This window comes from Viridibacillus soli, assembly GCF_016612995.1.
GTDB classification, from domain to species: Bacteria; Bacillota; Bacilli; order Bacillales_A; family Planococcaceae; genus Viridibacillus; species Viridibacillus soli.
The window spans coordinates 78,499-88,753 of record NZ_JAEOAH010000024.1 but is presented as its reverse complement, the minus strand read 5'-3'; the positions used below and the strand labels follow the sequence as shown (position 1 = coordinate 88,753).

Sequence of the window (10,255 nt, the reverse complement as noted above, 5' to 3'; positions counted from 1 at the left end):
TAAAAGTTAGTTTGAAAGCTCATTTGCTTTGCTAGCGTATCATCCGAAGATGATATCTATTTCGTTTTAATCCACCAACCAAAGTTGGCGTTCAAAACATTTATTGATTAACGTCTTGCATGTTCAGTTTTCAAGGTTCATTTTGTTTACCGCTTCGTTAGCGACTTCAATATCTTATCATCATCTGTTTTCTTTGTCAAACACTTTTTTGAAAAAGTTTTTTAGATGCTGTATTCGTATTTTGTAGCACGTCTTAGCGACATTTATTACTATACAGCATCTCATTTTAAAAATCAACTGTTTTTTTGAAATAACTTTTTAAGCATCTTTTCATCAACTACAAATAGCATAATACCCGCTATTACAATCGCTCCACCAATTACTTGAGTAAGCATTAGGTGTTCGTTAAAAATAAAGTAAGCTAGGATTGCTGCTCCGATTGGTTCAAATAAAATAGCTATCGAGAGCACGTTCGTACTCACCCACTTTAATGACCAGTTAAAAAGATTATGCCCAAGCAAGTTCGGTATTACAGCTAATAATACAAACCAAAACCAATCATTTGTAGGATACGGACCAAATGATTCCTCTTTAATAAGAACATAGACAAATAAAGTAATCGTACTAGCTGTATAGACAAGCATCGTATAAGTCATTAACGACAACCTTTGTCGAACATCTTGTCCAAATAATAAGTACCCTGTCACTAATGCACAAGCGATTAGTGCAAGCATATCACCGTAAAAAGCTGAGCCACTTACTTTTAAATCTCCCCAACTAATTAATACACTTCCTACTATTGCAATGAAACCTGACATTAGTGTTTTAAAAGAGATTCTTTCTTTAAAAAAGAAATATGTTCCTGCAAAAGCGAAGATTGGTTGCAATGTGACGAGAACAGTTGAACTCGCTACTGATGTGTAACGTAACGATTCAAACCATAGAATGAAATGAAACGCTAAAAATATACCCGCAATAATTGAAAAAAGCCAATCTCTTCTTTTTAATTGGCGTAATTCATGTGTATATTTCATAAAGAATAATGGAGACATGATTAAAATTGAGAATAGCATTCGATAAAAGGCAATGACACCCGAATCAACCCCCGCTATAAGCTTCACTAAAATAGCAGATGCAGAAACCGAAATCACCCCAATTATAATGGGTATGTACGGATGGATCTTAGGTTTTTCCACTGCGCTGCACTTCCTATAAAAAGTAAATTTATCCATCTATATAGTGTACAATACGAATACTAGATGTACTTCATTTTGACACGAACGGATGCCATTCGCAATAAGGAAGACTAAATAACAGGAGGTTTCTTAAATGGATTTTTTACTGAATAACTCTTTAACTCATGAAATGCTTATTAAATTAATTGTAGCAGCAACTTTAAGTTTAGTCATCGGGATCGAAAGGGAACTAAAAAGGAAACCAGTTGGATTGAAAACAAGTTTAGTTATTGCTACATTCAGCTGTTTGTTAACAATCATTTCAATTGAGTCTGTTTATAACGCAAAGCCCGTACCAGGCATTAATGTCACAATGGATCCGTTACGCTTAGCAGCTCAAATTGTCAGCGGGATCGGTTTCTTAGGTGCCGGAGTCATTTTGCGTAAAGATAATGACAGTATAAGCGGTCTTACTACTGCCGCTATGATTTGGGGTGCAGCAGGCATTGGAATCGCTGTTGGCGCTGGCTTTTATGGGCAAGCAATCATTGCAGTTATTATTGTTATGATTGGTATAGAAATCCTAGCTCCTATTTTTATGCGATTTGGTCCTAAGCGTCTACGTATGCGCGAAGTTTCATTAAAAATATTGGTAAAAGATGTAAAGTATATAAATGATATATTAGTATATTTACAGAAGAATGATATGGATGTGGATAATATGCGTATTAAAGATATACGTCTTGCGAATAATGAATTAAAGCATGAGCTTGATTTACGCTTTTCATCTCTTCCAAAAAAAGATACTATTTCCTTATATAAAGGTGTTCGGGAACTTCATTATATCGATGAAATAGAAATTGAAATTCTATCTTAAAGGAGGCGTTTTATGGGTGATTTATGGAGCTTACTAAAGCAAGGTAATAAACCTTCGCTATTAGCGGCGTTTGTCAATTTGTTTTTAGGTGTTCTTAAAGGTGTCGCTTTCTTCTTTACAGGAAATATAGCCATGTTTGCAGAAATGATGCACTCGTTAGGTGACTCTGCCAATCAGTTTTTCGTTTTTATTGGCTCTGCTTTATCAAAAAAAGCGCCAACTCCTAAATTCCCAACCGGTTTTGGTCGAGTTGTTAACTTAGTATGTCTAGGTGCCGTTATTATCGTAGGAATTTTATCTTACGAAACGATTAAAGAAGGTTGGCATCAAATCATGCATCCCACTACTTCAAGTGGGCTGTGGATTAGTTTAAGCGTTTTAGCAATCGGCATCATTTTAGAAAGTATTGTATTAATGAAAGCTGCAAAGGAAATCCTTCATGATTCAGGTATAACAGCTAATGGCTTAACTGCCTTGCCAAAAGCCTTTGCACATTTAAATCGTGCAAAACCGGCAACAAAACTTGTTTTCATGGAAGATTTAGTTGCAACTTTAGGTGGCATGTTGGCTTTTATAGCAGTTCTTATGGCGCATTTCACTGGGTTTTTACAAGCTGAAGGTATTGCTTCTGTAATGATTGGTCTCATGATGTTCTATGTTGTCGGCGTTGTGTTCTTAGAAAATGCACGCGGCGTAATTGGCGAAACGGATGAAGAGATGTTAAATCACATTGCCTATTTAGTTTGGGATGATTCGAATATTCGCGATATTAAAAAGCTAGAAGTAATTAAGGAAGGTGAGTTTTTACACGTTGAATGTCTTGCCGAAGTTGATCCTACGCTAAGTTTTGCTTATGTTGATGATATTCGCGATCATTTAATGGATATTTTATTAGCACAAAAAAGTGTTTCGAAAGTGACGATTGCTTTTGATGAAGATGATGGTGTTACGAACTGGAATCATGTTGGTGAACGCCCAGATGCACTGAAGTAGATAAAAAAAAGAGACGTCTTGTCTGCTTCCACATAGTGACGAACGTCTCTTTTTGTTCCTATTCCCCAGAAAAGAGTGATGAAGATGACAAGAACATTAATAATTAGCGATATTCACGGCGAGTTCAAAAAGTTTCAAGACCTTTTAACACTTGCAGAATATACCCCAAACGAAGATCGTTTGTTTTTACTTGGTGACTATATCGATCGTGGACCAGATTCATCTTCTGTTTTAGATTTCGTTATGGAATTACAGCAAAACGGTGCAATTGTTTTAACTGGCAATCACGAACACTTAATGGAAAAAGCATTTACTGAGCAAACAGAGAAAGCTTGGAAGCATTGGACCCAACTATGTGGCGGTAAAGAAACTTTACAAAGCTATGGCTTTTCTGAAGAGAAAATACAAGGAACTGGTGAAAAGGAGAATTTCACTGCACCACAGTTACTATCTGCCAAGCTTGATGAACATTTAGCTTTCATCAAAACATTACATACATATATAGAAGAAGAAAATTACATATTTGTTCATGCTGGGGTTGATTCACAACTTCCTTTAAACGAAAATGATCTTGATACGCTTATTTGGATTCGTGATGAATTCCACAATGGTTACAATGGGGAGAAAACAGTTGTGTTTGGTCATACGCCCACACCTAATTTGCATCAGATGGAACATAATTATAATGTGTATTTTGGAGAAAATAATTTAATTGGGATTGACGGCGGGGCAGTTTATGGTGGCCAATTAAATTGCTTAGAGCTACCTAATAAAAACACTTACTTTATAAAATAATAATCGTATGAATTTCCTCATCACAACACAATCTAACAGTAAGAGGAGGTGTGATTATGAGTGTTTTACAAAGAACGGCCTTATTTTTCACTATTATTGGCGCTTTGAATTGGGGCGTCATTGGTTTATTTCAATTTGATGTTGTCGCAAGCCTTTTCGGCGGACAAGGAAGTGTTGTCTCACGAATCATTTATACTGTAGTTGGAATTGCTGGACTCGTGAATTTAGGAATACTTTTCAAGCCATCAGAAGAAATAGTACGAACAGAGCATCGAGTTGCTCGTACGACGTAATTTTCAATATGTACAAAAAAAGCCCAAGAGTATGACTCTTGGGCTTTCAATATTATTGATCTACTATTATACCCAACCTCTGAAACGAGATGCTTCAGCTGTTTTACGTACACCGACCATATATGCTGCTAGACGCATGTCAATGCCACGAGTTGTTGCAACTGTGTAGACATTGTCAAATGCATCGACCATTTTCTTAAGAAGTTTTTCATTTACTTCTTCTTCTGACCAGTAATAACCTTGGTTATTTTGAACCCACTCGAAGTAAGAAACTGTTACACCGCCCGCGCTTGCAAGTACGTCTGGTACTAATAAAACGCCACGATCATTTAAAATTTTCGTTGCTTCTGAAGTTGTTGGTCCATTTGCTGCTTCTACCACAATACCAGCACGGATATTATGAGCATTGTCAGCAGTAATTTGGTTTTCAATGGCTGCAGGAACTAAAATATCACAATCCAATTCAAGTAGCTCTTGGTTAGAAATCGTATTTTCAAAAAGAGTTGTAACAGTACCGAAACTGTCACGACGATCTAATAAATAATCAATATCAAGACCTTCTGGATCATGTAAAGCACCGTGAGCATCTGAAATACCAATAACTTTTGCACCTAAATCACTCATGAATTTAGCTAGGAAGCTACCTGCGTTACCAAAACCTTGGATAACAACACGTGCACCTTTAATATCGATGTTACGACGTTTAGCTGCTTCTTCAATCACGATTGTTACACCTTGTGCAGTTGCACGGTCACGACCTTGTGAACCACCAAGCACGATTGGTTTACCTGTGATGAAACCTGGAGAATTAAATTCATCGATTCGACTATATTCATCCATCATCCAAGCCATAATTTGTGAGTTAGTGAAAACGTCTGGAGCTGGAATATCTTTTGTTGGCCCAACAAATTGACTAATTGCACGAACATAGCCACGGCTAAGTTTTTCAATCTCATCCATAGACATTTGGCGTGGATCACAAATGATACCACCTTTACCTCCGCCATAAGGTAAGTCAACAATACCTGCTTTTAAAGTCATCCACATTGAAAGCGCTTTAACTTCATCTTCAGAAACTTGAGGGTGGAATCGCACACCACCTTTTGTAGGACCTACTGCATCATTATGTTGTGCACGATAGCCTGTGAATACTTTCACCTTGCCGTCGTCCATCTTAACGGGTATACGTACCTCTAACATGCGTAATGGTTCTTTTAAAAGTTCGTACATTCCTTCATCATAGCCTAGCTTGTGAAGTGCTTCATGAATAACCGCCTGCGTTGATGTAAACAGGTTAAGATTTTCTGCCATTTGATTTTCTCGCCTCTTTATTCGTAGTGTTTTTATACTTCATATCGCAAACATTGTAACATAGTTCTCAGCGTTGTGGGATGTTTTTTAGTTTATTTTACAAACACTTTTCGAATTTTTTCAATTGCCCAATCCAACTCTTCCTTTGAAATAATAAGAGGTGGTGCAAAACGGATCACTGTTTCATGCGTTTCCTTACACAATAACCCTAGAGCCATAAGCTTTTCACAGTATGGACGTGCTGATTCATTCAACTCCATTCCGATGAATAAACCGCGACCTCTCACTTCTTTTATCGCATCATTTCCAATTTCCTTCAGTTGTTCCATAAAATAATTTCCAAGCTCTAAAGAACGTTCCGCAAGTTTCTCTTCTTTTAATACATTCAGCGCTGCAATTGAAACGGCACAGGCAATTGGATTTCCTCCAAAAGTAGAGCCATGCGATCCTGGGTTATATACACCTAAAATTTCTTTACTTGCAACAACACAAGAAATTGGGAATACACCACCACCAAGTGCTTTACCTAAAATGTACATATCAGGATCTACATCTTCCCACTCACATGCGAACATTTTCCCTGTACGTGCTAGACCAGCTTGAATTTCATCAGCGATAAATAATACATTATTTTCACGACATAACTCGCGTGCCGCTTTTAAATATCCTGCCGGCGGAATAACAATACCCGCTTCCCCTTGAATTGGCTCCACTAAAAATGCCGCAGTATTCGGTGTAATAGCTACTTGTAAAGCCTCTAAATCACCGTAATCTACTAATTTAATACCAGGTAACATTGGTCCGAAACCTCTTTTATACTCTGCTTCTGAAGATAGAGATACCGCCGTCATCGTACGGCCATGAAAATTACCATTACATGCAATGATTTCTGCTTGCCCCTCTGCCACACCTTTTACATCATAAGCCCAACGACGCGCTGCTTTAAATGCAGTCTCAACCGCTTCTGCACCTGTATTCATTGGTAATGCCATTTCTTTTCCTGTTACTTCACATACTAACTCATACCATGGCCCAAGCTGATCACTATGGAATGCACGTGATGTTAATGTCACACGATCTGCTTGATCCTTTAACGCTTGAATGATTTTCGGATGGCGATGACCTTGGTTTACAGCTGAATACGCAGAAAGCATATCCATAAATTTATTTCCTTCTGGATCTTTTACCCAAACTCCCTCTGCTTCCGAGATAACGATTGGTAGTGGTAGATAGTTTGGAGCACCGAATTTCTCTGTTTGCGTAATAAGTTCCTGTGTTTTTGTCATTATAAATTCCCCCTTGGTTTAAAAAAAGCTTACTCTTTATAAAAACGGCAGACACCTATGGGATGGTCTGCCACGTTGCATGCAGTGATATCAAATATCAGTGATAAATACAATTTTGTTATAATGTCTCTGAAGTTGTTTTTGCTTGCATATGCAGTTGTAAGTAGTCTGGCCCACCTGCTTTAGAATCTGTTCCAGACATATTGAAACCACCAAATGGTTGGTAACCAACAATTGCACCTGTACAGCCGCGGTTGAAATATAGATTACCTACATGGAAATCTTCACGTGCTTTTTCTTGATTCATACGATTATTTGTAATTACTGCACCTGTTAAGCCGTATTCAGTATTGTTTGCAATGGCTAATGCTTCATCGAAGTCTTTTGCTTTTGCAATAGCAACCACCGGACCAAAGATTTCTTCTTTCATCACACGCGCTTCAGGAGTCACATCCGCTATTACTGTTGGATTTACGAAGAAACCTTTTGAATCATCTGCAGTACCACCAGCAACAATGCGACCTTCTCCTTTACCAATTTCGATGTAGTTAGTAATTTTCTTGAATGCTGCTGCATCGATTACTGGGCCAGTAAAGTTCGATACATCCGTTGGGTCACCAACAGATAAGCCTTTTGTTAACTCCTCAACACGAGCTAGTACTTCATCGTAAACATCTTCTACAATGACTGCACGTGAACAAGCAGAACATTTTTGGCCACTAAAGCCGAATGCTGATTTTACGATTGACTGTGCAGCTAATTCTAAATCTGCTTCCTTATCAACTACAATCGTATCTTTACCGCCCATTTCAGCAATTACACGTTTTAGCCAAATTTGACCGTCATTTAGTTTTGAAGCGCGTTCATAAATGCGCAAACCAACATCACGAGAACCAGTGAAGCTGATGAAGCGTGTTTTCGGATGATCTACTAAGTAGTCGCCTACCTCCGCTCCTGATCCTGGAATGTAGTTAACAACGCCAGCTGGTAAACCGGCCTCTTCAAGAATTTCCACAAATTTATAAGCGACTACTGGAGTCGTTGAAGCTGGCTTTAATAACACCGTGTTTCCTGTTACAACAGCAGCCACTGCAGTCCCTGCCATAATGGCAAATGGGAAGTTCCAAGGTGAAATGATTACTCCTACTCCTAGTGGAATATAGTCATAGCGATTGAATTCGCCTGGGCGACTTTCAACTGGTTGGCCGTCTTTAAGACGTAGCATTTGGCGACCATAGTATTCTAAAAAGTCGATTGCTTCTGCAGTATCTGCATCGGCCTCATTCCAAGGCTTACCTGCTTCTTTCGACAATAATGCTGAAAATTCATGTTTGCGACGGCGAATAATTGCTGCTGCTTTGAATAGAACATCTGCACGAATTTCAGGTTTTACTTTCTTCCATGTATTAAACGTTTCATCTGCCACTTGCATCGCTTTTTCAGCTAGCTCTTTGTCAGCCTTTGATACTGAGCCGATGACCTCTTCTTTATTTGCTGGATTATATGACACGATCTTATCATTCGTTGTGATGCGTTCTCCACCGATGATTAACGGATATTCTTCCCCAAGATATCCTTCCACCTTTTTTAAAGCCTCTAAATACGCTTTGTTGTTCTCCTCTGTTGAGAAATCTGTAAATGGTTCATGTTTGTACGGAATCATTTGAAATCCTCCTTTGTGATGTAAGTGCAAAATTTATTTGCATAATTAAATTGTTTACACTTATAATAATGCAAAAGATTGTTGCGTTTTTCAAGTAAAAATATTTAAAATTATAAAAAAATTCAAAGTGGTGACAATATGAAACGATTTGACAACGATTTTTCACCTTTTTATCGCTATGCGACAGAACATGCTTCTGTAGGGATTCACGCTGTAAATGCACAAGGTCAGACGATTATTTATAACGAAAAAATGAAGGATATTGAAGGATTAAATTTGGAGGATGTTACCGACCGCTCCATTTTGGAACTCTTTCAATTTGAGCATGAAGAAAGTACATTACTGCATGTTCTACAAACAGGGGAAAAGGTACTTAATGTTAAGCAAACCTATTGGAATCATAATGGCCAAGAAATAACGACAATCAATGATACATTTCCCGTCATTGAAAATGATGAGTTAATTGGGGCTATCGAGTTTGCACGTGATATTACAACACTTGAAAAGCTCGTTTACCAGCCATTAAGACGTTACGGAGAACCGATTACTTTTTCGTCTATTACCGCTGTATCTGCGCCGATGAAAGTGGTCATACAAACAGCAGAAAAAGCTTCAACAGCAAGGCTTCCTGTACTTTTAATTGGGGAATCTGGCACTGGTAAAGATTTAATTGCTGAAGGCATCCATCACAATTTAGCTCCGACGAATCAACATTTCATTACGATTTTCTGTCAGCGTTCAGATTCATCCATTTTAGATAAACTTTATGAAAGTACACATTCGCTTACTAACTGCACAATTTTTTGCGAGCGTATTGAATTTTTAGCTTTAGCATTGCAGGAGAAATTATTACAATTATTAGAGGATAGTCAAACGAAAAGTCATATGTTCATCGCCAGTATCGGTGGCGATCCTATTGACTTAGTTGCCTCTGGGCAGCTATTGAAAGAACTATATTACTTTTTCGCATCTGTAACGATTAATGTGCCTCCACTACACGCAAGACAAGAAGATATTAAACCATTTGTAAAAGATTATTTAATACGCCATCGCCAACGTTTTAGCTCTAATATTCAAGGTTTATCTAGTGAGGTAGATGAACTTTTCCATCTATATGATTGGCCGGGAAATTTAAAGGAATTAGAAATATTACTCGATGAAATTGCTTCGATGGTCACGATGGAGGAATTGATTACGTTTGAAATGTTGCCGCTCCATTTTAAATGGAAAGTCCAAGCATTCCGTGATTCTTCACATGATGCCTCCTACTTTGTCGTACAAAATGCGAAGGAATTATTACCGCTAGATGAATATTTACGTGAGGCCGAGGAGTATTATTTGCAAAAGGCATTGAATATGTATCAAGGTAATATTACGAAAACTGCTAATGCGCTTGGGATGAGTAGACAAAATTTACAATACCGTATTCGTAAAATGAAGAAATAAAAAGAGGGTCTCACTTTTGTGAGCCCTCTTTTCCATTATCCTTTTATACCTGATTGATCGATCCAATCTTGTAACTTTTCTTTCAACGAATTAAAGCCCACCGCATCTTTTTCGTCAACTCGCGCTTGTAAAGATTTTCTCGGCGCATTTTCTTTACGTTTCATTACTGGGCGTTCTTGCAGTGCACGAATAGATAAGCTGATTTTGCTTGCATGTTCATCGATTTCAAGTACCTTTACATGTACTTCCTGACCAACCGATAAAAGATCCGTAATATTTTTTACGAAACCGTAAGTAATTTCAGAAATATGCACTAATCCTTGGGTATTTTCATCAAGAGCGACGAACGCCCCATACGGCTGTATTCCTGTGACCTTACCGGTTAACACGTCTCCTACTTCATATTTGTACGCCAT

At 38.0% G+C, this 10,255-nt stretch carries 10 protein-coding genes; 5 read left to right on the top strand and 5 right to left on the bottom strand.

Annotated features, from left to right (window positions below; all coding sequences use genetic code 11):
* Window positions 1-293 precede the first annotated feature (293 nt).
* Window positions 294-1,196 carry a DMT family transporter gene (locus JFL43_RS15335; protein WP_200749706.1) on the bottom strand — a complete coding sequence of 301 codons (903 nt, stop codon included), beginning with the start codon at window positions 1,194-1,196 and terminating at the stop codon, window positions 294-296.
* Between the two features lie 133 nt (window positions 1,197-1,329).
* Here JFL43_RS15335 and JFL43_RS15330 point away from each other — a divergent pair, with 133 nt between their 5' ends.
* The 4 genes from JFL43_RS15330 to JFL43_RS15315 all read left to right on the top strand — a co-directional run bounded on the left by JFL43_RS15330 (window position 1,330) and on the right by JFL43_RS15315 (window position 4,133).
* A complete protein-coding gene (locus tag JFL43_RS15330) occupies window positions 1,330-2,052 on the top strand; it encodes an MgtC/SapB family protein (RefSeq protein WP_200749705.1) in 723 nt (240 codons plus the stop codon).
* A 12-nt stretch (window positions 2,053-2,064) separates the two neighbouring features.
* Window positions 2,065-3,045 (top strand): cation diffusion facilitator family transporter, encoded by a 981-nt coding sequence (locus JFL43_RS15325; protein WP_200749704.1) that lies wholly within the window; start codon window positions 2,065-2,067, stop codon window positions 3,043-3,045.
* Window positions 3,046-3,129: 84 nt separating this feature from the next.
* The gene (locus JFL43_RS15320) at window positions 3,130-3,840 is read left to right on the top strand and encodes a metallophosphoesterase family protein (protein ID WP_200749703.1); all 711 of its coding nucleotides are present in this window, start codon (window positions 3,130-3,132) and stop codon (window positions 3,838-3,840) included.
* Window positions 3,841-3,896: 56 nt separating this feature from the next.
* A complete protein-coding gene (locus tag JFL43_RS15315) occupies window positions 3,897-4,133 on the top strand; it encodes a DUF378 domain-containing protein (protein ID WP_100796199.1) in 237 nt (78 codons plus the stop codon).
* Between the two features lie 66 nt (window positions 4,134-4,199).
* Here JFL43_RS15315 and JFL43_RS15310 read toward each other — a convergent pair whose 3' ends face one another.
* From JFL43_RS15310 to pruA, 3 genes are all read right to left on the bottom strand, one after another.
* Window positions 4,200-5,444, bottom strand: coding sequence for a Glu/Leu/Phe/Val family dehydrogenase (locus tag JFL43_RS15310; protein WP_100796198.1), 1,245 nt, complete (start codon window positions 5,442-5,444; stop codon window positions 4,200-4,202).
* A 92-nt stretch (window positions 5,445-5,536) separates the two neighbouring features.
* A complete protein-coding gene (locus JFL43_RS15305) occupies window positions 5,537-6,730 on the bottom strand; it encodes an ornithine--oxo-acid transaminase (RefSeq protein ID WP_200749702.1) in 1,194 nt (397 codons plus the stop codon).
* Window positions 6,731-6,848: 118 nt separating this feature from the next.
* On the bottom strand, window positions 6,849-8,393 hold the full coding sequence (gene pruA, locus JFL43_RS15300; protein ID WP_200749701.1) for an L-glutamate gamma-semialdehyde dehydrogenase: 1,545 nt from the start codon (window positions 8,391-8,393) through the stop codon (window positions 6,849-6,851).
* A 138-nt stretch (window positions 8,394-8,531) separates the two neighbouring features.
* Between pruA and JFL43_RS15295 the strand changes: the two genes are divergently transcribed.
* A complete protein-coding gene (locus JFL43_RS15295) occupies window positions 8,532-9,839 on the top strand; it encodes a sigma 54-interacting transcriptional regulator (RefSeq protein WP_100796195.1) in 1,308 nt (435 codons plus the stop codon).
* 35 nt (window positions 9,840-9,874) lie between these two features.
* Here JFL43_RS15295 and yugI read toward each other — a convergent pair whose 3' ends face one another.
* The gene (gene yugI / locus JFL43_RS15290) at window positions 9,875-10,255 is read right to left on the bottom strand and encodes a S1 domain-containing post-transcriptional regulator GSP13 (RefSeq protein ID WP_100796194.1); all 381 of its coding nucleotides are present in this window, start codon (window positions 10,253-10,255) and stop codon (window positions 9,875-9,877) included.

What these genes read in the sequence shown, in the direction of transcription:
- JFL43_RS15310 (WP_100796198.1), bottom strand. Translation starts at nt 5,444, where the DNA reads ATGGCAGAAAATCTTAACCTGTTTACATCAACGCAGGCGGTTATTCAT.
- JFL43_RS15295 (WP_100796195.1), top strand. Translation starts at nt 8,532, where the DNA reads ATGAAACGATTTGACAACGATTTTTCACCTTTTTATCGCTATGCGACA.
- JFL43_RS15320 (WP_200749703.1), top strand. Translation starts at nt 3,130, where the DNA reads ATGACAAGAACATTAATAATTAGCGATATTCACGGCGAGTTCAAAAAG.
- JFL43_RS15330 (WP_200749705.1), top strand. Translation starts at nt 1,330, where the DNA reads ATGGATTTTTTACTGAATAACTCTTTAACTCATGAAATGCTTATTAAA.
- pruA (WP_200749701.1), bottom strand. Translation starts at nt 8,393, where the DNA reads ATGATTCCGTACAAACATGAACCATTTACAGATTTCTCAACAGAGGAG.
- JFL43_RS15315 (WP_100796199.1), top strand. Translation starts at nt 3,897, where the DNA reads ATGAGTGTTTTACAAAGAACGGCCTTATTTTTCACTATTATTGGCGCT.
- JFL43_RS15305 (WP_200749702.1), bottom strand. Translation starts at nt 6,730, where the DNA reads ATGACAAAAACACAGGAACTTATTACGCAAACAGAGAAATTCGGTGCT.
- JFL43_RS15325 (WP_200749704.1), top strand. Translation starts at nt 2,065, where the DNA reads ATGGGTGATTTATGGAGCTTACTAAAGCAAGGTAATAAACCTTCGCTA.
- yugI (WP_100796194.1), bottom strand. Translation starts at nt 10,255, where the DNA reads ATGGCGTACAAATATGAAGTAGGAGACGTGTTAACCGGTAAGGTCACA.